Origin of the sequence: Ensifer sp. CCNWLY38, from assembly GCF_037120565.1 — a bacterium.
In the GTDB taxonomy this organism is placed as follows: domain Bacteria; phylum Pseudomonadota; class Alphaproteobacteria; order Rhizobiales; family Rhizobiaceae; genus Ensifer; species Ensifer adhaerens_H.
In genome coordinates this window covers 507,633-534,127 of the sequence record NZ_JBBBBO010000003.1, presented here as the reverse complement: position 1 = coordinate 534,127, position 26,495 = coordinate 507,633, and the positions used below count along the sequence as shown (strand labels likewise).

Sequence of the window (26,495 nt, the reverse complement as noted above, 5' to 3'; positions counted from 1 at the left end):
AGTGCGACGGCCCCCTTCTCCCGTTGTGACTGGGAGAAGGTCCCGGCAGGGGATGAGGGGCTGATTGAGACAAGCAGAATGCGGAGCACGTCGATGACCGAGAAAACCATCAAGGACTGGGAAGCGCTCGCCGAGCGAGAACTCAAGGCGGCGCCCGAAAGCCTCACCTGGCAGACGCCCGAGGGTATCGCGGTAAAACCGCTCTATACGGCCGACGACCTGCAAGGGGTTGATCACCTCTCGTCGCTACCCGGCTTCGAACCCTTCGTGCGCGGGCCCCGCGCCACCATGTATGCCGGCCGCCCCTGGACGATCCGGCAATATGCCGGCTTCTCGACGGCGGAAGCGTCGAACGCATTCTACCGGAAGAACCTGGCTGCAGGCCAGAAAGGCCTGTCGGTCGCCTTCGACCTTGCGACCCATCGCGGCTATGACAGCGACCATCCGCGCGTCGAGGGCGATGTCGGAAAGGCGGGTGTCGCGATCGATTCGGTCGAGGACATGAAGATCCTGTTCGATGGCATCCCACTCGACGAGATGTCGGTGTCGATGACCATGAACGGCGCGGTCATCCCGATCCTCGCTTCGTTCATCGTCGCCGGCGAAGAACAGGGCGTTTCGCGCGACAAGCTTTCAGGCACGATCCAGAACGACATCCTGAAGGAGTTCATGGTCCGCAACACCTACATCTACCCGCCCGAACCCTCGATGCGCATCGTCGCCGATATCATCGAATACACCGCCAGGGAGATGCCGAAGTTCAACTCGATCTCGATTTCCGGCTATCACATGCAGGAAGCGGGCGCAACGCTGGTGCAGGAGCTTGCCTTCACGCTCGCCGACGGGCGCGAATATGTGCGGGCGGCGCTTGCCAAGGGGCTGAATGTCGACGAATTCGCCGGGCGGCTTTCGTTCTTCTTTGCCATCGGCATGAACTTCTTCATGGAAGCGGCGAAACTCCGCGCAGCGCGCCTGCTCTGGACCCGGATCATGAAGGAGTTCGAGCCGAAGAAACCGTCGTCGCTGATGCTGCGCACCCATTGCCAGACCTCGGGCGTCTCGCTGCAGGAACAGGATCCCTATAACAACATCATCCGCACGGCTTTCGAGGCGATGTCGGCCGCGCTCGGCGGCACGCAATCGCTGCACACCAATTCCTTCGACGAGGCGATCGCGCTACCGACCGAATTTTCGGCCCGTATCGCCCGCAACACGCAATTGATCCTGCAGCACGAGACCGGCGTGACCAAGGTCGTCGATCCGCTCGCCGGGTCCTACTATGTCGAAAGCCTGACCAACGAGCTCGCAGACAAAGCCTGGCTACTGATCGAGGAGGTCGAGGCGATGGGCGGCATGACCCGTGCGGTCAATGCCGGCCTGCCGAAGCGATTGATCGAAGAGGCGGCGACCCGTCGCCAGGCGGCCGTCGACAAGGGCGAGGAGATCATCGTCGGGGTCAACAAGTACCGCCTCGACAACGAAGAGCCGATCGACATTCTGGAGATCGACAACAGCGCGGTACGCGCCGCGCAGATCCGCCGGATCGAGGAAACGAAGCGGCGGCGCGACAGCGCCGAGGTCAAGAAGACCCTTGCGGCGCTTGCTGAGATCGCATCGACAGGCGAAGGCAATCTGCTTGCCGCCGCCGTCGAGGCGGCGCGTGCCCGCGCCACCGTCGGCGAAATCTCCGACGCGATGCGCGGCGCCTTCGGCGATCACGCCGCAACGCCCGAGGTCGTCAGCAAGATCTACGGCAAGGCCTATGAAGGTGAGCCGGAACTCGAGGTGCTCTCGGGGCGCCTCGACGAGGTCTCCGCGAAACTCGGCCGTAAGCCGAAGATCATGGTCGCCAAGCTCGGCCAGGACGGCCACGATCGTGGTGCCAAAGTCATCGCCTCCGCCTTCGGCGACATCGGCTTCGACGTGCTTGCCGGCCCCCTGTTCCAGACGCCGGAAGAGGCCGCCGACATGGCGCTGGCCAGCAAGGTAAATGTCATCGGCGTTTCCTCGCTTGCCGCCGGCCACAAGACGCTCATGCCGCAGCTTGCGGAAGCCCTGAAGAAGCGCGGCGGCGAGGACGTCATCGTCATCTGCGGCGGCGTCATTCCGCGTCAGGACTATGACTACCTGATCGACAACGGCGTGTCGGCCGTCTTCGGTCCGGGCACCAATGTGCTCGACGCCGCACGCGCCGTGCTCGACCTGATCGAAGGCAAACGCCGCAACATCTGACACGGCAAAGCGGAGGGGATTTGGCTCTTCACCTGCCCCGTGCGGTTGTCGTCGCCGATTGGCGCAACTATGTTGTGGCCATGACGTCGATCGCCGAAGTGTTCGGACCCTTTGTCCTGATGGGGCGCCTCATCGCTCGCTTCTGGCCGCAGCTCCTCTTGATCGGGACCTGCGGCTACATCGTGCATGATCTCCTGATGCGTGCGGCAGTCTGGATCGGGCTGCAGCATCCGCTCGGTGGCATGGTGACGCTCTCCCTTGTCGTGCTGGCGAAGCTCGTCGTTATCGTTTTGATGTTCATGACGCTCCGCCCCGGTCTGCCGGCACTCGAAGCGCTCCGCCAACAACCGGCTGCGGCCAACACCACCAGCGCTGCGCCGAAACCCGACCGCAGGCTGCTCGCCGTCACCTCAGCCGCCATCCTGCCGTTCTTCGCCTATTACGCCGCCTGGGGTTTCCTCGGCGAGGCGGTGCGCGAATATTCGCGTTTGGCACTCGACGCCGTCGCCTTCGGCGAGAAGGGTGACTTCTTCGATATCCTGAAATCGCGCGGCGTCTTTATTTCGATCGCGTTGTGCTGGCTGGTGCGATGTGGCGCAAAGCGCATGAGCAAGCGCAGCGAAACACCCTTCTGGCGACTGCTGGTCGTCGCGGCGGACGCGAGCTGGATCTTCATCGGGCTTTATGGCCTGTCGGTCTGGAAAGACCAGGTCATCACCTGGCTCGGCGCCGGCAAACTCTTAAGCATGAGTGGCCTCTCCTTGACCGGCATCGTTCATGCCGCAGAGACTTTCGTACCGGTGGAACTGAGAAAACCCGATTGGAATACAGAGGCCGAAGGCCTGTTCTTCTACGCGCTTCTGCCGATTATCTGGCTGGTCATGGCGGCCATCATCAATGGTTACGAGCTTTCGACCCCGGCACCGCGCACGAAGCCGTCATCGCCGCGGCCACGTCGGGCCAAGACCTTTCGCAAGTGGATTGCCGATTTCCTCGACCACTTCGTCAGCGACTACCGCTCCCGCTACGCGCCGATATGGACCTGCCTGAAGCTGACGCTCGGTTCAGGGCTTGCGACGCTATTTGCCTTCATCATTGCCTACCGCGCCATCGCCTGGCTTGGTGCCTGGATCTGGTATGCGGCGACGCGAACCCTCGGCATGGGCGACCTCGCGAGTTGGCAGCTTGTCTTCGATGCACTCAGCCTTTTCATCGGCATCCCTAGCGATCTCGACGGCGGCATCGTGCTCGACGCCGTGCGCATCACCTTGTTGGCCGCTATGCTGGAGCACGCCGTATCCCGTCAGGCTGAGAAGAGCGAAATCAGCTACGCGTCCACTTGAAGATCAGCGTCTCATCGCTGGCGCCCGGAAACTCAATACTGAGCGAAAGATCCCGTGCCTCCGCGGGAACGATGAAGCTCTCGGCCATACGGACCGCGGCGCCAGTCTTGGCGTCGGTAAAGGCGAGCACACCGCAGCGCGGGCGTTCGGTCACCTCCGGATACATCTCCCGGACGATCGGCTCGGTCAGGGTGACGGGCTCAAAACGGCGCCCCTCGCTGTCGATCAGCCGGACGCGGCAGGCTCCTTGCGACAGAACGGCCGGATCGGTCGGCGACGCCTCGAATTCGGCGAGAATGACGCGCGCGTCATTGGTGCGCGGCAGCCGCCTCATGTCCAGAAGCTTCCATTGTCCACCGGCAAATGCCTGCCCCGCTCCATCCTCGACGACGATCTCGGCCTCTTGGGTGGCAAGCCAATGCCCCTCTCGCAAGCTCTCCCACGCACGGACGACGAAGGCGAGCGGCAGCGCGACAATCAGCAACAGCAGGCAGATCCAGAACGTGCGCTTCTCGCTCATGCCGGTGTCTCCTCAGCGCGCCGCCAACGTCCAGGGCGTACCGCTGCCGCTGCGTGCAATTGTGACGGATGGCTTGATATCGGTCGGCTTCCTGTCGCCGAGCGCAATCGAGAGCTCCTGAGCGAGCGGCATCACGAGGCTGCGGGCGACCAGCAGCGTGCCCTCGTCCACCGCCACCTCGGGAAGCTCGAAGGCAAGAAGCACCGGTCTCGGCAGGCCCGGTTCGAGCCGTTCCGTCGGAAGATAGCCGGGCACGGTCGAGAACCGCTGGCTGAGCTTATAGCGCAGGCCATTGCCCGCCAGCCATTCCGCCGACGTCAACGTCATCGTTTCCGTCTTGGCGACGGCCGCGCCCTCGATGATCAGCCAGACGCCGGATGTGGAGTAGTCCTTGACGCGCCCGAAGCTCTCGACCTTGACCTGGCGCGCCAGGTGCACGTTGGCCGCACCGAAAGCGAAATCCTGGGTTTCCACCCGTTCGCCGACGGCGCCGCGAATGGCGACCGGCGCGGTGATATCGCCGTAGCCGGGCGTGCTGTTTCGCATCGCGCAAAGGACGGCGATTGCAAGCCCACAAAGCAGCAGTGTGCGGACAGCCGATATCATTGCTCCGCCGATCCCGTATCTCGCGCGACCGTCAATTCGACCACCGCAGCCTCGCCGTCACCGAACCAATTGGGTGCGCCGTAGAGGTTGTCACGCGGCTTGTAGATCTGTTTGCCGATGGACAGAGAAACCTTCTCCGGCTCCGGGCGATCCGCCGGCCATTCCCAGACCGCGATCAGCTTTTCCGGCATGTTTGGGTTGATGGCACTCGCGATCCATTTGTCCCTGGCGAGATAATAGACCGGCTTCGGCGATGCGATGGCTCGCTCGTCCTTGATCGCGATCAGGTTCATAAAGGCATTGCTGGTGGCGACCGATCGGTTGTCGAGGTCGAGATCCACCATCAGGAACCGCTTCGGCTCGAACGGCTTGGTGCCGGTCGGCGGCACCGAGGCCATTGTGGCGTCATTGATCGTCACCCGCCACCGGCCGGTATCGATCGCCTCACCCTTGGCCGCGCTGACGGCATGCGTCGGATACGCCGCGTCATAGACTGCCGTCGCAAAGGAGACCGCAGCCGCGGTCATTCCGCCGATACCGGTGACCAGCATGATCAAAAGACGCTGCCTGATTTTCGATCGCCGCACGACCGGCATATGTCCTCCGTCCGCCCCTTCGGATGTTGCAACCGGAAGATAGGGAGGTTCGCACGGAAAATCAAAAGACGCGTATCGGGGCAAGCGTCTTTGTCGGCCCGCGTCAGGACATCAGCACCTAAATCCGTTGCATCTCGATCGGCGCCGGCTGATGACGCCGGTTCGTAGCGGGCAGTCCTTTTTCGAAGGTCGCGCGAACGGATAGTGGCCTGCCTGTTGCCTGCGAAACCACCATGAACATCTGCAGGACACATTCACTGACTGCATAAAACATACTCAGCAACCCATGGGGAATAGCCGAAAGGCCGAAGTTGCAGACCGCTTTCCCGGTACCTTGCCCCCGCATTGGCGCTTGCCTTCTTGCCGCGACGGGCGACAATCGAGTGGAGCGGAAAAGGGTGAAACCAGATCCCGTTTCGTCCTGCGTCCTCCGCTTCACCTGGGAGGCCTTCGATGCGAAAGCTGCAATCGCAAGGGGTTCATCACATCACGCTCGTCGGCGCGGACCGACAGACGTCGATCGATTTCTGGGAGGGGCTTCTCGGCATGCCCTTCATTTTCGAGCAGCCGAATCTCGACCGGGCGAGCGAAAGCCATCTCTATTTCGACCCGGGCGACGGCCGCCTGATCACCATCTTCACCGACGAGAACCGCAAGCCCGATCCGGAGCGAACCCCGACGGACATCGGCTGCGTGCACCACATCGCCTTCGCCGTTTCGCGGGCGACGTTTAACCAGGCGGTGGAGCGGCTCGACGAGCGAAGTATCCGGCATAGTGGGGTCAAGGATCGCGGTTTCATGGACTCGATCTACTTCGAGGATCCCTTGGGGCTGCTGGTCGAACTTGCCTCCTATCGCTTCGAGCCGCCGCCGGGCCACAGCCACGCCGAGGTGCTGATGGAAGCACACAAGGTCAGGGTCGCACGCGGCGACTACAATATCGCCGAGGTGCACCTGGCCGATGCGATCGAGGCACTGATCGAGCGCGCCCGACCGACGCTGTCGCCCGACCGGGAGCCGAAGGATCCCTATCGGCCGCGATAGAGCGCGTCGTGGTCCACGCCTGTCGTTCAACGCACGCGACCGCGCCGGCGAGCGAGCCGGAACTGCGGTATCGCGAGCAAAGGGAGGAGTGACATGCCTGCAATCAAGCTCAACGTGATCAAGCCCAGCGTCAACAACATGACGGCGCGCGTCTTCCTGAGGGCAGCCAAGCTCGACTTCAGCGAACAGGATGTCTACGGCCAGACTAGGACGGCCGAGTACCTGGCGAAGGCACCGTCGCATCTGACACCGATGGTGGAGACTGCGGACCTGCCCAAGGGAGCCCTGTGGGAGAGTTGCGCGATCATGCAGTATCTCTGCAACAAGCACGGGCTCGACGAATTCTATCCGAAGGATCCCGAGGCCCGCGCTATGATCGATAGCGCGATGTTCTATCTGATCGGCACCTTCTACCCCTATCTCGCACGAGCCACCTATCCGGCACTGAACTTCCCGCTCTATCCGGGCGAAGTCGGTTGCAGCGATGCGGATACGGAGACCAAGGAGAAGGCGCGCCGCGCAGCAGTCGAAGCGCTTGCCGAGCCGCTTGACGTCTTTCGGGCGTTCTATATCGGCGACAAGCCCTTCATCGGCGGTTCCAACCCCTCGATCGCTGACATCAGGCTTGCGGCAACCCTCGAATTCCTGGCGGCAATCGACTACTCGCTGCCGGACTGGGCGAAGACCTACGTCGCCAACATGGAAAAGACGCTCGGCAATGCCTACACCGAACCGGCGACCGATGTGCGCGGCTACATCAGTTACGTGAAGGCCCAAAGCTAAGCGGGCCTCCCCGCGCTCTGCCGGCTGCCGCATCGCAGGCTCATTGGACGAGAAGGACGATACCCGTTGCGCCAAGCGCCAGCGTCCAAAGGCGATCGAAGTTGATCCACGCAGAGCGCAAGACCGAGAGGTCGAGCCACGTGAAGACGGCGAGCGAGAGCGCCGCGGTGACGGCAAGCATTGCCGCGCTATGAACGGCGACGGCGGCGAGCGAAATCGGCAGCGAATTGGCCATGGCAAGTTCGCTGGCGTGACCCGCAAGGCAGAGGCTAATGACCGCAGGCAGCAGCATCAAACCCGCCCCATGGCTCGACGCCATCAGGAAGGACCAAAGCGCAAGACCGGCCATGCCGGTTCGCATGCCTACCCTGACGCGGTGGCGATGTCCGTAAAGGGCACTGTAGCCGGCGATGCCCAGGATGAGCAGGGCTGCGGCCAGCCTGAAGGTGTTCGGATCGAAGACTGAGCCGAACGCGAACGCCACGGCCAACATGATCGCGACGGAAACGGCGTGGCCAAGCGCAATGGGGACCAGGGACAACCACACGATCCGACGGTCCTGGCGATGAAGTCCGAGCGCCACGGCAAAGAGCCAGCCCATTGCCGGATTGATGCCGTGAAAGGCGCCGAGGGCGGCAATCGAAAGCCACGGCCAGAACGTCGTCATTCGCCCCGACAGGACTGCACGATCGTCCCCTCCCTACGGGTAGCAATAGGAGTCGGACGAGCAGTCACCGCCTTCGAGACGGACCTGATGCGGGCGATGGCCCTTCGGCCAGTCGACGAAGAAATTCTCGTCGAAGGCGATGCCGCCACCGTCGGCGACGTCCAGTTTGACCATCCACCCGTCGATGCCTTCGGGGTAGAACTGCGGATCGATGGCACCATAGAGCGAATTGGTGAAATAGACCCGGTTGCCGTCGCGGCTGATCTCCACCATCTGCGGCCCGCCGTTCAGCGCTCCGTTCTTGGCTTTCGGATGGGATGCACGCGAAACGATGCCGCCGATCCGCACCCGGCCCGTCTCCTTCGGCGCGAAAGGATCGGAGACGTCGTACTGGATCATGTCGCCGGTGCCCCAGCAGGACACGTAGAGAAAGCGGTCGTCCATCGACAGGTCGATATCGGTGACGAGCGGTGCGACGGCGCTGAAGCCCTTGAGCACGGGCGGCAGCAGATCCGGATCGGCGGGCTCCGCCGGAATCTCGATCACCTTCTTGACCGCCCATTGATTTCCGTCGCGATACCAGGTCCAGATCGACGCCGAGAGATCCTTGAGGCTGATGACGCAGCCCACAAAACCATAGGCCTTGGTCGGATCGTGCGCCGGGCGCAGTTCGAAGACGAGCTGGTGCTCCTCGCCGAAATCGATCTCCTGCAGGTGCTTGCGCTTGTGCAGGTCCCAAAAGTGCAGCCTGCGGCCATATTTCGAACCGAGCAGCACCTCGGGAACCAGCCCGTTCTCGAACGTATCGGGCGTGCCCCATTCGCTGGTGATCAGCGTGTCGTGGCCGAGATGCCACCAGAAATCATAGGCAAGCTTTTGCGGCCCGCGATCCATTTCCCACTGGCCGAGCACATCGAAACTCTGGTGGTCGAGCAGGAAGATGCCACCAGGCGCCTTGCCGTCGCGATCCGCGAGCGCGTTGACGTAAATCCCCTCGGGCCCGCAATGGGTGGTGTGCAGCCGCGAATAATTCGCCTTTTCGGCAATTTCCGAAGGCTCGATCACGCGCACGATCTTCGGATTGCGCGGGTCGGGCTTGGTGTCGATGATGTGCAGACGGGAGGACCTCAACCCCGGCACCACCAGATAACGGCGCTCGACATGCGGATGCGGCGCATTGGGGCAGAGGCAGGAGGAACAGGCGTTCCAGCCGAAATGATGGAGCTCGTCGCCAACATTCGGCATGTCTACCTGTCCGACGATCTGCGAATAGCTCGGAGACGCCGGATCGATGTCGACGACCGCAATCGCATCAGGCCGCTTTCGGTCTGGATCGAACGCCGCCACATAGGCGAGCGTTTCCTTTGGGGCCTTGGCCGCCATGCGCGGTGATGGATAGAAGGAAGGATCGGGTCGCCACGTCGCCATTGCCATTCTCCCTTCAGAGAATTCTAAATGCGCGGTTCCTGATGCTGGTTCCGGTCATGCGGCAAAAACGCGTCGGAAATGCGGCCTATCCGCCACATTTCGTCGATCGAACGCTTGAGGCTGGGTGTAGGGACTGTCGCCGTGGGCAGCCGGTGGCGCTATCCTATGTCTCAATCCGCAGTTTCATCCGATCAGCGGCAAATCGGGTGCGGGAATACTCCACTGGAGAGCCGTCCAGATCGGCGTTGAGCGATTGCGCCTCGAGCACGATCGCGCCCGGCGAGAGCTTCAGCATCGAAAGCTCCTCCGCGTCGGCATGCCGGGCGACGATCTCGGTCGAGGCGCGGACATAGTCATCCAAACCGTGGGCGGCGAAGGCCTTCGTGACGGAATGCAGCCGTTCGAATTCTTCGGCCATACGCGGAAAGCGATGTGCAGGATAATAGCTCGAGGATACCGAGAGTGGCCGGCCATCGCCGCTGCTGACGGTCCTGAGCTCGATCACCGTATCGCCCGGCCCAATGCCGAGCGCCTTTGCGATCTCGCCGCTTGCCGGCAATTCGGCGTGACCGAGCAGTCTCGTGCCGATCTCCTTCACCTGGCGACCGAGCCCTTGCGAGAACCGCGTGCGCTTCGAGATCGGGTAGCTCACCCTTTCCTTGCGCTCGATCATCGTGCCGCGCCCCTGGACGGCGCGCACCAGTCCCTCTTCTGCAAGCGCCGCAAGCGCGCTTCTGACCGTGTGGCGATTAACCCCGAATTCCCCGGCAAGCACCGTCTCGGGCGGCACCATGCCGGTCGCATCGTAGTCGCCATTGCTGATTGCCAGGCGGATCCTGTCGGCGATCTGTCGCCAGAGAGCGACGCCGGTCTGGCGCTCCACCACTTTTCGCATTGCCATGTCACAAGCCTGTCATTTGCGGACGTTATGGAAAAGTTTAAGATGTATAGTTGTCTAGATCAATAGACATTTGAGGTGAAAATGATGGATGCGAAGCTGAAACAGGAAAGCCCGCCGGATCCGGCACGCAAGGAGGCCATGCGGTTGCTCGCCCAGGCAACCCTCGAGGAGCTGACGACGGTCTGGGAAGCGCTCGGCGAAAAGCCAGACGTACATCCGGTTCGTGGTCCGGAGACCGGTCTCGTCATGGTGCGTGGCCGCATCGGCGGCGGCGGCGATCCCTTCAATCTCGGCGAAGCAACCGTTTCGCGCGCCACCATCCGGCTTTCGACCGGCGAGATCGGCCACGGGCAGCTGCTCGGCACGGACCGCCAGCGCGCCCGCCTGGCCGCAATCTTCGACGCGCTCTCCCAGCGCGACGGTGACAAGGCGGATGTCGAGGCCCTGCTTCGCCGCGTCGCCGAACGGCTCGCGCAGGAAGAGCGCCGCAAGGCCGAAGAGACCGCGGCTACCCGCGTGGACTTTTTCACCATGGTCCGGGGAGACGACTGATGGCCAGCCAATCGCAGATTTACGCCGGCGCTTTCGCAGATCCGGTCTTTGCCGCTCAGTCGGTCTTCCGCAACCTGATGGACGGTTTTGCCCGCCCGGGCGCGATCAAGCAGCTTTCGGCCAAGAGCACGCCGCCCGCTCCGCTCGGCGCCGCCGCCGGCGCCGCGGCACTCACGCTTTGCGACCATGATACGCCCGTCTGGCTGACGCCGGCGCTCGGAAAATCGGCCGTTCCGCAATGGATCGCTTTCCATACGGGCGCCTCGGTGACCACCAGCAAGACCGAAGCCCGCTTCGCTTTCATCGAAAAGGGTGCTGCCTTCCCCGGTTTCGACCAGTTCTCGCTCGGCACCCAGGAATACCCGGATCGATCGACGACGCTTGTCATCGAAGTCGAGGCGCTGACCGGCGGCCAGGCACTCACCGCCAAGGGGCCTGGCATCAAGGACGAGACGGAAGTCGCCGTGAAGGGCCTGCCGGATGTCTTCCTCGAATTCTGGACCGCCAACCGCGCGATCTTTCCGCGCGGCGTCGATCTCGTGCTGACGGCCGGAGAGGAACTGCTCTGCCTGCCGCGCACAACCCGTCTTTCGCTGAAGGAGGCGTGACCCATGTATGTAGCCGTCAAGGGCGGGGAAGCCGCCATTGCCAATGCCCACCGCCTCCTCGCCGACCGCCGCCGCGGTGACCGCAACCTGCCTTCGATCACCATCGAACAGGTGGTCGAGCAGCTCGGACTTGCCGTCGACCGGGTGATGGCGGAAGCCTCGCTCTATGATCGCGCGCTCGCAGCGCTTGCCGTCCGCCAGGCACGCGGCGACATGATCGAGGCGATCTTCATCCTGCGCGCCTATCGCACGACGCTGCCACGCTTCGGCTACTCCGAGCCGGTCGATACCGCCAATATGAAGGTCGAACGCCGCGTGTCGGCGACCTACAAGGATCTGCCCGGCGGGCAACTGCTAGGGCCGACCTTCGACTACACCCACCGCCTGCTCGATCCTTCGCTGATCGCCGACGAGGCTGTTGCGGAACCGGCGGTCAAGGAACCCGGGGAACACGTCATGCGCGTCTCCGACATTCTCGACGGCGAAGGCCTGATCGAGGGCGACGGCCAGATGCCCGAAGGCCACGTCATGGGCGACCTTACCCGCGAGCCGATGGAGTTTCCGATGGCCCGCGACCTGCGCCTGCAGGCGCTCGCCCGCGGCGACGAAGGCTTCCTCCTGGCGCTCGCCTATTCCACGCAGCGCGGCTACGGCCGCACCCATCCCTTCGTCGGCGAAGTGCGCATCGGCGAAGTGGAGGTCGAACTCGATCTCCCCGAACTCGGTTTCGCCGTCTCGCTCGGCACCATCCGCGTCACCGAATGCCAGATGGTCAACCAGTTCATGGGCTCAGCCAAGCAGCCACCGCAGTTCACCCGCGGCTACGGCCTCGTTTTCGGCCAGAGCGAACGCAAGGCGATGTCGATGTCGCTGGTCGACCGGGCGCTGCGAACGGACGAGTTCAGCGAGGACATCGTCGCGCCCGCCCAGGACCAGGAATTCGTCATCTCGCACGCCGACAACGTCCATGCGACCGGCTTTGTCGAGCACCTGAAGCTGCCGCACTATGTCGACTTCCAGGCCGAACTCGATCTCGTCCGGCGCATGCGCCGCGACTATGAAGCCGCGACTTCAGGCGAAACGCCGAAGGAACAGCGGGAGGCGGCCGAATGATCGGACGTGCCTCTAGCGCCAACGGTTCAATCGCCACCGCCACCACCATCTCCGCCGCCGTCGCCGCAATCGCTGCCAGCGCTTCCATCGGATGCGAAGAAGCCGCCGTCACTGCCCTCGCGGGCGCTTTTCCCCCGCTCGCGCCAAGCGCGCCGGATCGCGTGCGAAACGCTGGCGATGACGAAACACGCGATGCAGATCAATACGAAGCGGGAGAACAGCTCGAACACATTCTGGCTCCATCCGCGGTCGACACTCTCAAGGGTAATCAGCGATGAACGACCTTGCTACCTATAATTTCGCCTACCTGGACGAACAGACCAAACGCATGATCCGCCGCGCGATCCTGAAAGCGATCGCCATTCCCGGCTACCAGGTTCCTTTTGCGTCGCGCGAAATGCCGATGCCCTATGGCTGGGGCACCGGCGGCGTGCAGGTCACCGCCTCCATCCTCGGGCCGGAAGACGTCTTGAAGGTCATCGACCAGGGCGCCGACGACACCACCAATGCGGTCTCGATCCGCGCCTTCTTCCAGAAGGTCGCCAATGTCGCCGTCACCACCCGGACGAAGGAGGCGACGATCATCCAGACGCGTCACCGTATTCCGGAGGAAAAGCTCGGCGAAGGCCAGACGCTCGTCTATCAGGTACCGATCCCGGAACCCTTGCGCTTTCTCGAGCCGCGCGAGACCGAGACGCGCAAAATGCATGCGCTCGAGGAATACGGGCTGATGCATGTGAAGCTCTACGAGGACATCGCCCGCAACGGCCATATCGCCACGACCTATGCCTATCCGGTGAAGGTCGAGGGCCGCTATGTCATGGATCCATCGCCGACGCCGAAGTTCGACAATCCGAAGATGCACATGTCGGAAGCGCTGCAGCTCTTCGGCGCCGGCCGCGAAAAGCGCATCTATGCCGTTCCGCCCTATACCGATGTCGTCAGCCTCGACTTCGACGATCATCCCTTCGAGATCCAGAGCTTCGACAAGCCCTGCGCACTTTGCGGCGCCGAGGACGTCTATCTCGACGAGGTCATTCTCGACGACAAGGGCGGGCGCATGTTCGTCTGCTCCGACACCGATCATTGCGAAGACCGCCGCGCCTGCGGCCATGCAGGTCACATGCTCGCCCGCCAGGAGGCCGCAGAATGAGTACCCTCCCGCTTCTGAAAGTGAATGACGTCTCGAAGTTCTACGGAAGCCGCATCGGCTGCCGTAACGTCTCCTTCGAGCTCTATGCGGGCGAAGTGCTCGCCATCGTCGGCGAATCCGGCTCCGGCAAGACGACGCTCTTGTCTTGCCTGTCGACCCGGCTGATGCCGACCTCGGGTATCGTCGAGTACCATATGCGCGACGGCCAGTACCGCGACCTTGCACGCATGGGCGAGGCAGAACGCCGTTTCCTGATGCGCACTGACTGGGGCTTCGTGCACCAGAACCCGGCCGATGGCCTGCGCATGACAGTCTCGGCCGGCGCCAATGTCGGCGAGCGGCTGATGGCCGTCGGCGACCGCCACTACGGCAACATCCGCGCGGCCGCCAGCGACTGGCTGGAGCGGGTGGAGATTGGAATCGACCGTATCGACGACCAGCCGCGCGCGTTCTCGGGCGGCATGCGTCAGCGCCTGCAGATCGCCCGCAACCTCGTCACCTCCCCACGCCTCGTCTTCATGGACGAGCCGACAGGCGGTCTCGACGTGTCGGTGCAGGCGCGCCTGCTCGACCTCGTTCGCGGCCTCGTGCACGACCTTGGCCTCGCCGCCATCATCGTCACGCACGACCTTGCCGTCGCCCGCCTTCTCTCCCACCGCATGATGGTGATGAAGGACGGTGCGGTCATCGAACAGGGGCTGACCGATCGCGTGCTCGACGATCCGCGCGAGCCCTATACCCAGCTCCTCGTCTCCTCGATCCTGCAGGTCTGACGCATGATCCCGAAAACTGAAACTCGGTCTTCGGACAGGCGCAAAGGAAAGTAAGAACCATGGCAACACCTCTCGTTGTTTCCGAAGTCGCAAAAAGCTTCACCATGCATCTGCGTGACGGCGTCCGCCGGCCGGTCGTCGCCAACGTCTCCTTCTCGGTCAAGGCCGGCGAGTGCGTCGTCCTTGGCGGCCCGTCCGGCGTCGGCAAGAGCTCGATCCTGAAGATGCTCTATGGCAATTACGGCGTGGACGAAGGCCAGATCCTGATGGATCACGACGGCAAGCTCGTGAATCTGGCGACCGCCGAGCCGCGCACAGTGCTCGAAGTCCGACGCACCACGCTCGGCTATGTCAGCCAGTTTCTGCGCGTGGTGCCGCGCGTCTCCGCACTCGACATCGTCGCCGAACCCTTGCAGGCCCGCGGCACCCCGATCGAGGAAGCCCGCGCGCATGCGGCCGAGCTCTTGAGCAAGCTCAACCTGCCGCGCGAACTCTGGAGCCTGCCGCCGGCCACCTTCTCCGGCGGCGAGCAGCAGCGCGTCAACATCGCTCGTGGCTTCATCACCGACCACAGGATCCTGCTTCTCGACGAGCCGACAGCCTCGCTTGACGCCAAGAACCGGGCGGTCGTCGTCGAGCTCATTGCCGAGAAAAAGGCCAAGGGCACGGCGCTGATCGGCATCTTCCACGACGAGGAAGTGCGCGACGCCGTTGCCGACCGCATCCTCGATGTATCGGCCTTCTCGCCGCGAAAGGCTGCCGCATGAGCCCGAAGCTTGGGCTTGAGCCCTTCATCCATCCGACGGCGAGCGTCAACAATTCGACGCTCGGCCGCTACACCGAGGTGCAGGAACGCTCGCGGCTCGACGAGGTCGAGTTCGGCGACTACTCCTACATCATGCAGGACGGCTCGATCTGGTGCGCGACGATCGGCAAATTCGTCAACATCGCCGCGGCCGTTCGCATCAACGCCACCAACCATCCGACCTGGCGCGCCACCCTGCACCACTTCACCTATCGCGCGCCGAACTATTGGGACGATACCGAACTCGACCACGACCTCTTCGCCTGGCGACGATCGAACCGGGTGACGATCGGTCACGACGTCTGGATCGGCCACGGCGCCACCATCCTGCCGGGCGTCAATGTCGGCAACGGCGCCGTGATCGGTGCCGGCGCGGTCGTCTCGAAGGACGTCGAGCCCTACACCATCGTCGGCGGCGTGCCGGCAAAACTCATCCGTGCCCGTTTCAACGAAGGCATCGGCGAGCGGATGGACGCCCTTTCCTGGTGGGATTGGGACCACCAGCGCCTCCGCCGCGCGCTCGATGATTTTCGCGAACTGACGGCGGAGGAATTCCTTGTGCGTTACGCGTGAGCGACTGAATAACCAGAGCGCCGGACGCAGATTCGGCGCTCTGGTTGCGGAGAATCGGCTCCTTACGATAGTGATAGTGGTGATGAACAACGCCCAGTTGGCGTGAACTGCCACCCAGGAGCAGAAACCCGTGAAACGACTTGGCATTGTGTTGCTTGCCGCATCTGCGATTTGCCCGCGAATGACCTATGCCGGAACGACACCATGCCCGCCGGAAAGATCGCTGTACGCGTATGACTGGGGCGATGAAGATGGAACGCGTACGGTATTCATGCATCAGGTTGTGCCGCCAACAGAACTGCCGCCTCGCGCAACGGACATACGCTTCGAAACCTGGCGGAAAGGCAAACTGATTTGGTCAGTCGACGGTGAAATCTATTGCTCCGACGTCGTTCCCATGTGCAATCTGAAGCTCGAAAGTACGAATGACACGAGCCCGAACGAAGAGCACGAACAATGCGCCGCGTTCCCTCTTGCAGTTGAGCAGATCAGAGAAGGAGAGCAGATCGCCTACACAGTGTTTGGGGCACTTACAGCCTATTCGATGGGTTGCGGGAAATACGCAGCTATTCGAGTGCAGGATAAGGGCAATCTAAGCGCCTTCGAGCGAACCGAGAAGATCTTTCCACTCCCATCGTATGTTCGATTCGAATCCTGCAAAGACTGACGAGACTTGCCCCGAACAATCTACGGCCCGTTGACCAGCTTCAGGATCAACTGGTGAATATTGCCGCCATCGGTCAATTCTATCTGGTCGAAGTCGCGGCTGCGCTGGCGCTGTTCTTGCGAGAGCGCACCGAGGCGTTTGGTCATTTCCACTCTGATCTTGCGGCACTTCGGGTCATCAGGGACGGTGAGGCCGAGGGTCGCAGACTTGATCGCGCTCACCATCTCCTTGATGAAATCGCCGTGCACGAGCTCGTGCTTGCGCACGCCGTCGATGAAGATGTCCCAGTTTTCGCGCGTGCCCGCGGGCAGCGGCTTGGCCGGCTTCGGCAAAGTATAGGTAATGATGAGCTTCGGCTTTGCCGTCGTCAGCACACAGGCGCCGCCCTGTTCCTCGTACTTCCGCGTCCAGGTCAGTTTGAAATTGGTATGGGCGATCGCCCTGCCGATGCCCGCCTTGGGTCCTCGCTCGCCGATCGAAGCATAAAGGTCCGCGCCCGTCTGCCCTTCGATGGCATAGGGCGCTTCCTTCTCGACCGCCTGCCACTCGGCAAACGCACTGCGCGGCGTCGACGCGAGGCAAAGGGCAACCACACCCAGACAAAGGCTTTTGTTCAATCCAAACCTCGACGTTCGCCCCTTACGGCGCACAACTCTACCAGCCTTCCTTAAACGGGAATCGGCGGATGGCAACAGTTCAAATGCAAAGGCACCGCAGCCCAATCTGAGCTGCGGTGCCTTTGTTGCTTATCCGATCGTGTCGGGCCAGTTGCGGGAGGGTCAACGGGCCGACGATAACCACACCTTAGTTGACGGCAGTCAGCGTCATCGAGGTACCGGTGGCCGCAAGGTTGAGGCCGATCTGGCCGGTCACGCTGACCGTCTGCAGATGGATCGAACCGGAAGTGCCGCCGACGAGGATGTTGGCACCAATGCCTGCGCCAACGGTCGCTTCAGCCGTTGCACCCTGATAAAGGCCACCGAGCGAGCCGCGGTGGTAGCCAGCGGTCGGCGCGAACACGGCCCAGATCAGCCGGCTTTGCGTGGTAAAGCCGACATCGACGCCCATCTTACGGATGGCGCCGGCGTAATGGTCAGAAGCCTCAGCCCCCATGGTCGAGCGGAAGACGCAATCGACTTCCTTGGCGGACCCGAGCACGTAGCCGACGCCGCCGGCGATGTTGCAATCGAGGTAGCCGATCTTGACGCCGTTGCTGGTGTCCGGCTCCGGCTGCGGTTGTACTGTCGCGAGATCAGCTGCATTGGCGGCCATCGCGCCAGCGAGAACCAGAGACGCTGCGGACACCTTAACGGCAAAACTCTTTTTCATTCTTGTCTCCTTCTCGGAACGTCAGAAATGATTGGCATTTAACCGGCGGCACACGAACTCAAGCACATAGCGCACGCTGCAGGAAACACGAGCCATAGCCCGCGATCGGGCAATTCCATGGCAGGTTTTCATTAGCCGAGAAAATTGATGGGGTTTCCCCAACAATGACCAGAGATTGTGTTGAAAAAGCCACGGCCGACGGTATCGGCACGCCGTCCCGGAAGCCAGAACCGCACCGACGGGAGCAAGTCGCGCGCGAAAGGAGAGAGGGACGATCGGGCGGCACTGCGGCCACCCGATCGAAAGGTTGAGCGCCTCAGGCCTTCGCCGATTGCAGCAGGAATCCGCCGGCAACACGGGCCGTCAACGCCAGCGACACTGCGCCGGCGTCCGGATGGCCGATGCTCTTTTCGGCGAGCGGGCGCGCGCGGCCGAGCTTCGGCGTCAGGCCGGACGTTGCTTCGGCCGCTTCGGTAGCGGCCCTGGCACCAGCCTGCCACGCCTCGATCAGACGCTTGCCGGCGGCAAACTCACGCTCCAGGGTTTCGACAAAGGGCACCAGCGCATCGACGAGCGTCTTGTCGCCGACGCGCGCACGGCCGAGGCGCGTAACGCCGTCCAGTGCACGGCGTGCGCCATCGACGATCGCTGCGTCCGGGGGCGCAGACTCGTCGTCGAAGGCATTGCTCCACGAGCGCAGCAGTAAGCCCCAGATCGCACCCGACGTGCCGCCAGCGCGATCCGCCCAGGCATCGCCGGCAGCCGCCAGGACGCTTTCAGCGCCGGCGCCGGCAGCAACCGCCGTCTTTGCCGCCTCCTCGGCCGCCGCCGAACCACGGCGCATGCCTTGACCGTGGTCGCCATCACCGGCGAAGGCGTCGATACGGCCGAGTTCGTCTTCAGCCTGCCTCAACGCTTCGGCGATCTCGCCGATCAGTCGGGCAATGCACTTGCCGCTTTCCTTCGAAGCATCGGATGCGGGAGCGAACACGAGCACGCCGTCTTCATCCTTCAGGTCATCGGCGGCGGGCTCGGTCGCGATGATCGGGCCCTTGCGCAGGACCGGCGCATCGCACGGCGCGCGCCAGTAGGTTTCGAGCTCATCGTTCAGCCACATCAGCGTCAGCGAGCAGCCCTGCATGTCCAGGCTGGTGACGAATTCGCCGCATTCGGGATCGACGATCTCGAGGCCGGCCGCCTTCAGTTCCTTCTCGACCGCGACCCAAAGGACGAAGAGTTCCTCGTACTTCGTCGAACCGAGACCGTTCAGGACAGGCGCAACCTTGCGGACATCCGCCGGCCGTTCGGCCAGCAGCTTGCCGACCAGAAGCTTGGCGAACTCGCTCGCCGAGATCATCTTCTCCTCGCGGATGCCCGGCTCGCCGTGAATGCCGAGACCAAGCGCCATCTCGCCCTTAGGCACGGCAAAAAGCGGTGCCTTGGCACCCGGAAGCGTACAGCCGCCAAAGGCGACGCCGAAAGAAACGGTGCGGTCGTTGGCAAGGCGGGTGACGCGTTCGACCTCATCAAGCGCCAGGCCTGCTTCCGCGGCAGCGCCCGCGATCTTGAAGACCACGAGGTCGCCGGCAATGCCGCGGCGCTTGGCCGGCGTTTCAGTCGGAGCGCTCGCGACGTCATCAGTGACCGGAACGATACGCACATCGATGCCTTCAGCGCGCAGGCGCTCTGCGGCAACGCCGAAGTTTAGGACGTCGCCGGCATAGTTGCCGAAGCCGAGCAGCACGCCGCCGCCCTGATCGGCCTGGCGGCAGACGCGGGCAACGGCCGCGGTCGAGGGCGAGGCGAAGACATCGCCGGCAACGGCTGCATCCGCCAGGCCCGGACCGACATAACCTGCGAAGGCCGGATAGTGGCCGGAGCCGCCGCCGATAACCACGGCAACCTTGCCCTTCGGCACCTTGGTCGAGCGGACGACGCCGCCCTTCACGAGACGGACGTTGCGCGCGTAAATCGAACTGAAGCCGGCAAGCGCGGTCGTGGCGAACTCTTCCGGTGCGTCAAAGATTGTGGTCATCGCGTCTCTTCCCTTATTCGCGAGGCAGGATGCGCCTCAGATAGTCCCGGTTGGCAGCGCTGACGGCGAGGCCGTCGCCGCCGTAATGTTCGCAGAGGAACGGGCTGTCGAAGCCGTGGGCAAGCGCCATTCGGATCGCGGCGCGGTAGTTGATCACACCGAACTCCAGCGGCGCCGGATGGGTGACCACCAGGCCCGACGTCTCGTCCTCGGTGCGGTAGTAGTTCTTGACGTGCCAATACTTCGCGAAGGGAGCAACCTTGGCCATCATCTGCTGCCAGTGCTCGACCGGACGGTGCAGGCGAACAAGATTTCCGAGATCGGCATTGATGCCGACATTCGCCAAGCCGACATCGGTAACGAGGCGCACGGCACTGTCGGCCGAGCCGATATAGGTATCCTCGTACATTTCGAGCGCCAGCTCGATGCCGAGTTCCTCGGCATGGCGGCCGAGCTCGCGGATACGCTGAACCGCCTTCTGCCTAACCGCCGGGTCGTCGGGGTTCTTGACGCCATCGACCGTCCAGAACCACAGCGCCTTCTTCTGCGCGTCAGTCAGCGGGCCAAAGAAGCCGAAAGAAACGGAGCCCGCACCGATTGCCGCCGCGGTTTCGATCACCCGGTGGCCGTATTCCAGGTATTCGTCGCCATGCTCCGGGTCGATCACACTGCGTCGCGCAGTCGAGATCGCCGGCATGGTGAGGCCAAGGTCGCGCGTGAGCTTGACGAAGCTGTCGAGCCGATCCGGCGCGAGATCGGCGAGCCGGATCCAGCTGTCGGTGGGATCGAGTTCGGTGAAGCCTGCGTCGACGACGTCGGCCAACGTTTCGGCCCATTGTTCGACCGACTGATCCTGCACCGAACTGCCGTCCGCCAGCACGTTCGGATACTGGATCATGGCGGCCGCGATCGGCCAGGTTTCACGGGTCCATTTGCGCGATGTGTTCGCCATGACCTTCCTCGTCGTTTCTGGATGTTGGGGTGCGGCGGCTCCGTCAAGCCGCCGCGCTGCCGTCACCATGCGGGGCATCCGCATCGTGCTTGCGCTTGCGGACCAGGCCAATCAGTCCGAAGACAAGCGGCGACAGCAGGAGGGCAAGAGCGAGCGCCATCAGGGAAGAAACCAGCGGGTTCGACCAGAAGATATTGAGGCTGCCGCCTGAAAGCAGCATCGACTGGCGGAAGGCGTCCTCGGCCTTGTCGCCGAGCACCATGGCGAGAACCAGCGGCGCCAGCGGGTACTCGAGCTTCTTGAAGACATAACCGAGCACACCGAAGCCGATGACCAGGAAGATGTCGGAGACCGAGTTGGCCACCTGGTAGGCGCCGGAGAAGATGACGGCGACGATGATCGGGCCGATGATCGCAAAGGGCACGCGCAGGATCGAGGCGTAGAGCGGCACGGTGGCGATCACCAGGAACACGGCGACGACGTTGCCGAGATACATCGAGGCAATCAGGCCCCAGACGAAATCCGGACGCTCGGTAAAGAGCATCGGGCCGGGCGTCAGACCCCAGATCATCAGGCCGCCCATCATGACGGCGGCCGTCGCCGAGCCGGGGACGCCGAGCGCCAGCATCGGCAGCAGCGCCGAGGTACCGGCGGAGTGGTCGGCGGTTTCGGGTGCCACGACGCCACGCGGATCGCCCTTGCCGAACTTCGACTTGTCGCGCGCCGAGCGACGGGCAACGCCGTAGCTCATGAAAGAGGCCGCCGTCGGGCCGGCGGGCGTGATGCCCATCCAGATGCCGATGATCGTCGAGCGCAGGATCGTGAACCAGTAGCGCGGGATCTCGATCAGCGTGCGGCCGATCTCGACGAGCTTGACGCGCGCCTTGATACCCTCGAAGCGCAAGCCCTCCTCCGTGGTCAACAAAAGTTCGCCGATGCCGAAGAGGCCCATGACGGCGATCAGGAAGCTGACGCCCTTGATGAGGGTCGGGATATCGAAGGTAAGCCGCAGGTCACCAGAGATCGTGTCCATGCCGATCGAGGCGAGCGCAAAGCCGAGCATCATCGAGACGAGCGTCTTGAACGGCGATTGCGCCCCCATGGAGATGAAGCTGGCGAAGGCCAGGAAATAGACCGCGAAATATTCGGGCGAAGAGAAACGCAACGCGAAGTTCGCAACCCAGCCGGAGAGCAGCGTGATCATGACGACGCCGGCGAGCGCACCGATGCCGGCAGAGACGAAGGCAAGCGTCAGTGCGCGGCTTGCCTGGCCGGCTTTCGCCATCGGATAGCCGTCGAAGGTCGTCGCGACCGACGAGGGCTCGCCGGGAATGTTGAAGAGGATCGATGTGGTCGACCCGCCGAAGAGTGCGCCCCAATACATGCAGGAGAGCAGGATGATGGCGGAGATCGGGTCCATCGAGAAGGTCAGCGGCAACAGCAGCGACACGCCGTTCGGCGCGCCAAGGCCCGGCAGCACGCCGACGAGAATGCCGAGCGTGACGCCGACCATCATCAGCAGGATATGGTTCCAGCTGAGGATGTGGCCGAAGCCATCGATCAGAAGACCGATATTTTCCATGTCATTCCTCCCGGGGCTCAAAGCGCGTCGCGATCTTTCAGATTCGCTCTTTGCGCTTTAAGTCTTTGATTTTCTGCATGTCGTTATCGCAAAACCGCCGTACACTTTTGCGCGACATGCCCTAGGCGGTCGGGATCAGTAGATCCCGAACCAGGCCTCGACCGGTCCCTTCAGCAGGGGGACCTTGAAGCCGATCTCGAATACGATGAAGAAGAACAGCGAAACGGCGACGCCGGACGGCAACGCGATCCACCATTTGTAACGCCCCTGGAAGAGCATCGTGCCGGCGATATAGAGCGCCGTGCCGACATAGAGGCCGAGCCAGGCGGAAACGCCGGCAAAGGCGACCAGCGGCAACAGGAACGACGAGACCACCTTGGCGCGGTGACCGTCGATGAAGATCTCACCCGTGCCGCGATGCTTGACGAAAGCGTGGATCGCGTTGGCGACGCTTCCAAGAAGGATCAGCAGGCCGACATAGAAGGGAAAGTAACCGGCCTCCGGCCCGAATTCGGTCCATCCCGCACCGATATCGAGGGATCCGTAGCAGACCGCAGCGCCAAAGGCGCCGGTCAGCGCAGCAACGCCAAGCTCAACCGCGAAGCGGGAGACCCCATTCGCACCGTTCTCGCTCATGATCGTGACCTTTCAAAGCGGATGACGGGTGCCTGAAGGCACCCGCCTCAATGTCCCGCCCTTAGTTGGCGAGCCAGCCTTCGCGCTTCAGCACTTCGCCGACAGCAGCACCATCCATTTCGATGGCGGCCTTGAAGTCGTCGCCGGCGATGTAGGACGGAGACTGCGAGGTGTCGGCGAGGTACTTCGCCCATTCCGGCGTTTCCGAAACCTTGCGCATCAGGTCCGCATAGAACTTGACCACATCCTGGTCAACGCCGGCCGGCAGCCAGACGGTGCGCGGCATCGAGTAGTTGTCGATGGCGATGCCGGATTCCTTGCAGGTCGGAATATCGCTCCAGCCCTTGTCACCGGCGACCTTGGCGTCGTTTGCAAGCTTGACGCTCTTGAAGACGCAGAGCGGCTTGACCATGCCGGCCTGCCACTGGCCGAGGTTTTCGCTCGGGTTGTTGACGTTGGCGTCGAGGTGTTCGCCGGCGAGCTGGACGGCTGCTTCACCGCCGCTCTTGAACGGGATGTACTTGATCGTAGCACCAGTCGCCTCGTTGATCATCGAGGTGAGGATCTGGTCGACGTCCTTCGACTGGCTGCCACCGATCTTCAGGCCGCCTTCCTTCGCCTTGGCCGCAAAGTCGGCCGCCGTGTTGTAGGTGGCCTTGCCGTTCACCCAGAGAACGAATTCGTCGGAAGCGAGTGCTGCAACCGGCGTCAGGTCTTCAGCCTTGTAGGGAACCTTGGCGCGGACCGGCAGCAGGTAGGCGTTGTTGGTGCCGAAAGCGAGCTTGTAGGCGTCGCCCTTGTTCGTTGCCGTGTAGACGAAACCTTCGGCACCGCCGGCGCTGCCCTTGTTGGTGACGACAACAGGCGCCTTCATCAGCTCATACTTGCCGATGATCGCCTGGATCGTGCGGGCGAAGATGTCGGTGCCGCCGCCAGGACCTGCAGTGACGACGAATTCAACCGGGCGATCGGGTTCGAAGGCTGCGGCCGGAGCAGCAACGCCGAAGACGGCTGCCATGATGCATGCGATGGAGACGGTATTCTTCAAGTCGGGTCCTCCCGTTTTGTGGTTCCGCGGCGCAAGACCTCCTCCTGCGCCGTTATTGCGTGAAAGCGTGCGAAATCAGGCGGCGGCCTTGAGCGCGGCCTTTTTCTTTGCCATGCGCACGGCGAGCAGCAGCGCTTCGCGGCTGGCGCCGACGTCGGCAATGCCCTTGCCGGCGATGTCATAGGCCGTGCCATGGGCCGGCGTGCAGAGCGCGAAAGGCAAGCCGCCCATCATCGTCACGCCCTTGTCGAAGCCCATCAGCTTCATCGCGATCTGGCCCTGGTCGTGATACATGGTGAGGACGGCGTTGTAGCCTTCCTTGAGAGCCCGACCGAAGACGGTATCCGCCGGGAACGGCCCCTCGACGTTGAAGCCTAGCGACTTCGCCTTTTCAACGGCCGGCTCGATGATGTCGATCTCTTCCATGCCGAAGCTGCCACCATCGCCGGCGTGCGGATTGAGGCCGGCAACCGCGATCTTCGCCTCTTCGTAGCCCGCCTCCCTGAGGCAAGCCTGGGTCAGCTCCAGTTCGGCGATGATGCCGTCGACCGACAGGTTGTCGGCGACTTCCTTGAGCGGAATGTGCGAGGTGACGCGCGCGTTCCAGACCTTCTCGAGGACGTTGAACTCGCGAACCTTGCCGGTAAAGCCGAGGACATCCGCAACGAAGCGGATTTCGTCGTCGTAGCCCGGATAGGCAAAACGCATGGCCTTCTTGTTGAAGGGCGTGAAGCAGACGGCGTCGGCCTTGCCAGCATGCGCCAGTTCGAGCGCGGTGCGGAAGTTGCGCGTCGCAAAGGTTCCGCCCGCAAGCGTCGCTTCGCCACGCACGACGTCTGCCGGGTCGAGGTGGGCGAGATCGACGAAAACGTGACGCGACGTGCCGGCCTTTTCCAGATCCTCAAGCGTCGACGGCTCGAGATCGAGCGTCACGCCCGCAGCCTCGGCGCCTTCATCCAGGATACGGCGATCACCGATCGTGATGATGTGTGCGGCTTCGCGGATATCGGAAAGCGCCAGCAGCTTTGCCGTGAGCTCCGGGCTGATACCCGCCGGATCGCCCATCGCGAGCGCGATGACAGGACGCGCGCCGTTACCGGCAGCACCGTTGGTCGTCATGTGAGATGTCCTCCGCTTCATACTCTCGATCGCCGTCATACGTTATTCAACATTCTGCATCAAGTCTTTTGTATTCTGTATGCAGCATTTTCTATTGACGATGGAAGAGCCGGTCTCCATGCTTTAATGAGACAGCGCTGATTCAATCGGCGCGAACGGGAACAGACGGTCGACACCCAGTCGCCAGGTGCAGAAGCAAAAACGATGAATGAAATCACATCCTTGGAAAGACGGCCGGATGGCGGCCCGGGTCCGATCAGACGCACGGCGTTGCACGACACTCTGGTCAGCCACCTGCGCGACATGATCATCGAGGGCGACCTGTCGCCCGGCACCCGCCTGCACGAGGGCCAGCTCGGCGAGCAGCTCGGCGTGTCGCGCACGCCGCTACGCGAGGCCATCAAGTATCTGGCAAGCGAAGGGCTGGTGGAGCTCGTTCCGAGCCGCGGTGCCGTCGTCAAGCGCTTCAGCGCAAAGGACGTGCACGACATGCTGACGGTCCTGCAGACGCTGGAGGAACTGGCCGGCAAGCTCGCCTGCGAGGCAGCGAGTGACCAAGGTATTGCCGAGGTGCGCGCGCTGCACGACGAGATGGTGCGCCGCTACAAGGCGGGCGATCGGCTGCAATATTACAAACTCAACCAGCAGATCCACTCGGCGATCGTTCAGCTCGCAGCAAATGCTGCGCTGGCCGATATGCATTCCGTTCTGCAGACGCGGCTGAAGCGCATCCGCTTCATCGGCCACGAGGGACCGGAAAAATGGGCCGCGGCCGTCTCAGAGCATGAGGAGATGGTGGTGGCGCTCGAAGCCCGTGACAAGGCGAAGCTTTCCGAGGTGCTCGGCCGCCATCTGATGAACGCTTGGGAAAGGGTGCGCGACGCCGTGTAGCAGGCAACGCCGCCGATGCAAGAGAGCCCCGTCGGCGCTGCCTCGCGCCGGTCAGAATTTCGAGTATGCGCTGGCAACGGCCTTTGCGTTTCCGGTCCCTGCCTGCTTCTGCAGGGCCAGAAGAGCGTCTCGCAGCGCAGGGTTCGCCGTAATGTTCTTGTTTGCCAACAAATCCGCACTTGAGAACGTGGAGAGGAGACCACCCAATCCCGGCAGTCCGCTCCGGCCGGTGAGGGCGCTCGGCAGATTCTTCACGGCGTTCAACTGCGCCATGCTGATGCTCTGCAACGGGATCTTCTTCGTCACTGCGATCGAGCTGATCGCCTTACCTATGCCACCAAACATACTTCCCTCCTTGTAAAGTCCAGCCCGGCGTAGCGCATTTGGGCAATTCGCAACCATTGCGCGCACAACCTTTACAAGATGAGTCGTTGCTAAATTCACCTTTCCGGAACTGGTACTTTAGTTAAGTTTTCGACATCGCTTTTGCCTGCCCGCACCACCGCGGCGTGGACAAGCTCCGCCAGGAAAGAATCGCG

Annotated in this window: 29 protein-coding genes; 14 read left to right on the top strand and 15 right to left on the bottom strand. The window is 62.9% G+C overall.

The genetic code is table 11. The features are described 5' to 3' along the window. The first annotated feature begins 93 nt into the window (after positions 1-93). Positions 94-2,232, top strand: coding sequence for a methylmalonyl-CoA mutase (gene scpA / locus V7S54_RS09565; protein ID WP_336408325.1), 2,139 nt, complete (start codon positions 94-96; stop codon positions 2,230-2,232). Between the two features lie 20 nt (positions 2,233-2,252). Then, positions 2,253-3,575, top strand: coding sequence for a hypothetical protein (locus V7S54_RS09560; RefSeq protein WP_336408324.1), 1,323 nt, complete (start codon positions 2,253-2,255; stop codon positions 3,573-3,575). Here V7S54_RS09560 and V7S54_RS09555 read toward each other — a convergent pair. From V7S54_RS09555 to V7S54_RS09545, 3 genes are read right to left on the bottom strand one after another with little or no spacing between them, the layout of a single operon-like run. Next, a complete protein-coding gene (locus tag V7S54_RS09555; protein ID WP_065376884.1) occupies positions 3,556-4,095 on the bottom strand; it encodes a hypothetical protein in 540 nt (179 codons plus the stop codon). The genes V7S54_RS09560 and V7S54_RS09555 overlap by 20 nt on opposite strands. A 12-nt stretch (positions 4,096-4,107) precedes the next feature. Then, positions 4,108-4,701, bottom strand: a complete 594-nt coding sequence (locus tag V7S54_RS09550; protein ID WP_065376883.1) for a hypothetical protein — start codon at positions 4,699-4,701, stop codon at positions 4,108-4,110. Then, a complete protein-coding gene (locus V7S54_RS09545) occupies positions 4,698-5,288 on the bottom strand; it encodes a hypothetical protein (RefSeq protein ID WP_336408323.1) in 591 nt (196 codons plus the stop codon). Before V7S54_RS09545 ends, V7S54_RS09550 begins: the two co-directional genes overlap by 4 nt. Before the next feature lie 462 nt (positions 5,289-5,750). Here V7S54_RS09545 and V7S54_RS09540 point away from each other — a divergent pair, with 462 nt between their 5' ends. Together V7S54_RS09540 and V7S54_RS09535 are read left to right on the top strand one after the other, a co-directional pair. Then, positions 5,751-6,341, top strand: coding sequence for a VOC family protein (locus V7S54_RS09540; protein ID WP_065376881.1), 591 nt, complete (start codon positions 5,751-5,753; stop codon positions 6,339-6,341). 93 nt (positions 6,342-6,434) lie between these two features. Next, the gene (locus tag V7S54_RS09535; protein ID WP_336408322.1) at positions 6,435-7,124 is read left to right on the top strand and encodes a glutathione S-transferase family protein; all 690 of its coding nucleotides are present in this window, start codon (positions 6,435-6,437) and stop codon (positions 7,122-7,124) included. 40 nt (positions 7,125-7,164) lie between these two features. Here the strand turns inward: V7S54_RS09535 and V7S54_RS09530 are convergent, their stop codons facing one another. From V7S54_RS09530 to phnF, 3 genes are all read right to left on the bottom strand, one after another. Beyond that, on the bottom strand, positions 7,165-7,791 hold the full coding sequence (locus V7S54_RS09530; protein WP_065376879.1) for a hypothetical protein: 627 nt from the start codon (positions 7,789-7,791) through the stop codon (positions 7,165-7,167). 33 nt (positions 7,792-7,824) lie between these two features. After that, positions 7,825-9,219 carry a selenium-binding family protein gene (locus tag V7S54_RS09525; protein WP_336408321.1) on the bottom strand — a complete coding sequence of 465 codons (1,395 nt, stop codon included), beginning with the start codon at positions 9,217-9,219 and terminating at the stop codon, positions 7,825-7,827. A gap of 163 nt (positions 9,220-9,382) precedes the next feature. Then, positions 9,383-10,120 carry a phosphonate metabolism transcriptional regulator PhnF gene (gene phnF, locus V7S54_RS09520; RefSeq protein ID WP_083203826.1) on the bottom strand — a complete coding sequence of 246 codons (738 nt, stop codon included), beginning with the start codon at positions 10,118-10,120 and terminating at the stop codon, positions 9,383-9,385. An 84-nt stretch (positions 10,121-10,204) separates the two neighbouring features. Here phnF and phnG point away from each other — a divergent pair, with 84 nt between their 5' ends. The 9 genes from phnG to V7S54_RS09475 all read left to right on the top strand — a co-directional run bounded on the left by phnG (position 10,205) and on the right by V7S54_RS09475 (position 16,364). Beyond that, the gene (gene phnG, locus V7S54_RS09515; protein WP_336408344.1) at positions 10,205-10,672 is read left to right on the top strand and encodes a phosphonate C-P lyase system protein PhnG; all 468 of its coding nucleotides are present in this window, start codon (positions 10,205-10,207) and stop codon (positions 10,670-10,672) included. Continuing rightward, entirely contained in the window at positions 10,672-11,280 is a 609-nt protein-coding gene (gene phnH / locus V7S54_RS09510; protein WP_065376875.1) for a phosphonate C-P lyase system protein PhnH, read from the top strand. Before phnG ends, phnH begins: the two co-directional genes overlap by 1 nt. Positions 11,281-11,283: 3 nt before the next feature. Further along, entirely contained in the window at positions 11,284-12,393 is a 1,110-nt protein-coding gene (locus V7S54_RS09505) for a carbon-phosphorus lyase complex subunit PhnI (RefSeq protein WP_065376874.1), read from the top strand. Further along, positions 12,390-12,671, top strand: a complete 282-nt coding sequence (locus V7S54_RS09500) for a hypothetical protein (RefSeq protein ID WP_336408320.1) — start codon at positions 12,390-12,392, stop codon at positions 12,669-12,671. The genes V7S54_RS09505 and V7S54_RS09500 overlap by 4 nt, the downstream gene beginning before the upstream one ends. Next, positions 12,668-13,546, top strand: a complete 879-nt coding sequence (locus V7S54_RS09495; RefSeq protein ID WP_065376872.1) for an alpha-D-ribose 1-methylphosphonate 5-phosphate C-P-lyase PhnJ — start codon at positions 12,668-12,670, stop codon at positions 13,544-13,546. Before V7S54_RS09500 ends, V7S54_RS09495 begins: the two co-directional genes overlap by 4 nt. Next, the gene (gene phnK / locus V7S54_RS09490; RefSeq protein ID WP_065376871.1) at positions 13,543-14,319 is read left to right on the top strand and encodes a phosphonate C-P lyase system protein PhnK; all 777 of its coding nucleotides are present in this window, start codon (positions 13,543-13,545) and stop codon (positions 14,317-14,319) included. The genes V7S54_RS09495 and phnK overlap by 4 nt, the downstream gene beginning before the upstream one ends. 59 nt (positions 14,320-14,378) lie before the next feature. Beyond that, positions 14,379-15,086 (top strand): phosphonate C-P lyase system protein PhnL, encoded by a 708-nt coding sequence (phnL, locus tag V7S54_RS09485; protein WP_057251654.1) that lies wholly within the window; start codon positions 14,379-14,381, stop codon positions 15,084-15,086. After that, positions 15,083-15,697, top strand: a complete 615-nt coding sequence (locus tag V7S54_RS09480; RefSeq protein ID WP_336408319.1) for a DapH/DapD/GlmU-related protein — start codon at positions 15,083-15,085, stop codon at positions 15,695-15,697. Before phnL ends, V7S54_RS09480 begins: the two co-directional genes overlap by 4 nt. A gap of 130 nt (positions 15,698-15,827) precedes the next feature. Further along, on the top strand, positions 15,828-16,364 hold the full coding sequence (locus tag V7S54_RS09475) for a hypothetical protein (RefSeq protein ID WP_162731946.1): 537 nt from the start codon (positions 15,828-15,830) through the stop codon (positions 16,362-16,364). A gap of 20 nt (positions 16,365-16,384) precedes the next feature. Here the strand turns inward: V7S54_RS09475 and V7S54_RS09470 are convergent, their stop codons facing one another. The 8 genes from V7S54_RS09470 to V7S54_RS09435 all read right to left on the bottom strand — a co-directional run bounded on the left by V7S54_RS09470 (position 16,385) and on the right by V7S54_RS09435 (position 25,065). After that, positions 16,385-16,981 (bottom strand): DUF922 domain-containing Zn-dependent protease, encoded by a 597-nt coding sequence (locus tag V7S54_RS09470; RefSeq protein WP_336408318.1) that lies wholly within the window; start codon positions 16,979-16,981, stop codon positions 16,385-16,387. A gap of 187 nt (positions 16,982-17,168) precedes the next feature. After that, positions 17,169-17,693: a DUF992 domain-containing protein gene (locus V7S54_RS09465; RefSeq protein WP_057251657.1), complete on the bottom strand. Its 525-nt coding sequence runs from the start codon at positions 17,691-17,693 to the stop codon at positions 17,169-17,171. Positions 17,694-18,009: 316 nt separating this feature from the next. Beyond that, positions 18,010-19,728 (bottom strand): dihydroxyacetone kinase family protein, encoded by a 1,719-nt coding sequence (locus V7S54_RS09460; protein WP_065376868.1) that lies wholly within the window; start codon positions 19,726-19,728, stop codon positions 18,010-18,012. 13 nt (positions 19,729-19,741) lie between these two features. Then, positions 19,742-20,680: a sugar phosphate isomerase/epimerase family protein gene (locus tag V7S54_RS09455; RefSeq protein WP_065376867.1), complete on the bottom strand. Its 939-nt coding sequence runs from the start codon at positions 20,678-20,680 to the stop codon at positions 19,742-19,744. A gap of 43 nt (positions 20,681-20,723) precedes the next feature. Next, positions 20,724-22,262, bottom strand: coding sequence for a tripartite tricarboxylate transporter permease (locus tag V7S54_RS09450; protein WP_065376866.1), 1,539 nt, complete (start codon positions 22,260-22,262; stop codon positions 20,724-20,726). Positions 22,263-22,397: 135 nt separating this feature from the next. Continuing rightward, on the bottom strand, positions 22,398-22,898 hold the full coding sequence (locus V7S54_RS09445; RefSeq protein WP_065376865.1) for a tripartite tricarboxylate transporter TctB family protein: 501 nt from the start codon (positions 22,896-22,898) through the stop codon (positions 22,398-22,400). Positions 22,899-22,959: 61 nt separating this feature from the next. Next, positions 22,960-23,946 (bottom strand): Bug family tripartite tricarboxylate transporter substrate binding protein, encoded by a 987-nt coding sequence (locus V7S54_RS09440; RefSeq protein WP_336408317.1) that lies wholly within the window; start codon positions 23,944-23,946, stop codon positions 22,960-22,962. Between the two features lie 75 nt (positions 23,947-24,021). Continuing rightward, positions 24,022-25,065, bottom strand: a complete 1,044-nt coding sequence (locus V7S54_RS09435) for a 4-hydroxythreonine-4-phosphate dehydrogenase PdxA (RefSeq protein ID WP_336408316.1) — start codon at positions 25,063-25,065, stop codon at positions 24,022-24,024. A 204-nt stretch (positions 25,066-25,269) separates the two neighbouring features. Between V7S54_RS09435 and V7S54_RS09430 the strand changes: the two genes are divergently transcribed. After that, positions 25,270-25,956 (top strand): GntR family transcriptional regulator, encoded by a 687-nt coding sequence (locus tag V7S54_RS09430; protein ID WP_065376862.1) that lies wholly within the window; start codon positions 25,270-25,272, stop codon positions 25,954-25,956. Between the two features lie 51 nt (positions 25,957-26,007). Here the strand turns inward: V7S54_RS09430 and V7S54_RS09425 are convergent, their stop codons facing one another. Further along, positions 26,008-26,301, bottom strand: coding sequence for a hypothetical protein (locus V7S54_RS09425; protein WP_336408315.1), 294 nt, complete (start codon positions 26,299-26,301; stop codon positions 26,008-26,010). Positions 26,302-26,495 lie beyond the last annotated feature (194 nt).